Source organism: Salifodinibacter halophilus, assembly GCA_012999515.1.
GTDB lineage: Bacteria > Pseudomonadota > Gammaproteobacteria > Nevskiales > Salinisphaeraceae > Salifodinibacter > Salifodinibacter halophilus.
The window spans coordinates 1-358 of the sequence record JABEEB010000066.1 but is presented as its reverse complement, the minus strand read 5'-3'; the positions used below and the strand labels follow the sequence as shown (position 1 = coordinate 358).

Genomic DNA, 358 nt, shown 5'->3' with positions numbered 1-358 from the left:
GTCGAGCAGGCTGGCCGCGGTGCCGGCCTGGACCACGCTCAGCAGCGGCTCCCAGGTCTTGGCCGCGTCGCCGGGACGGTCGGCCTGGCGCTGGGCGATGCCGAGGAACCAGCGCGCGCGCTGGTGCATCGGCTGCTGCTCCAGCGCGTGTTCCAGCATGCGCACGGCGTCTTCGTCGAAGCGGCGCTCGCGCGTGGCCAGGGCGCGCGCTTCGGCGGCCTCGGCGAGCAGGTCGGGATTGTCCGGGGCGAGCTTGAGCGCGCGCGCGTAGGCGTCGCGGGCCTTCACCGCCAGGCCCTGCGCGGTGTAGGCGCTGGCCAGCAGGCGCCAGCCTTCGATCTGGTTGGGATCGCGGTCG

The 358-nt window shown here is 74.9% G+C and carries 1 protein-coding gene; it reads right to left on the bottom strand.

All coding sequences use genetic code 11. The features are described 5' to 3' along the window. A partial coding sequence (locus HKX41_10710) for a tetratricopeptide repeat protein (GenBank protein ID NNC24601.1) occupies nucleotides 1-358 on the bottom strand: 358 nt, incomplete at both ends.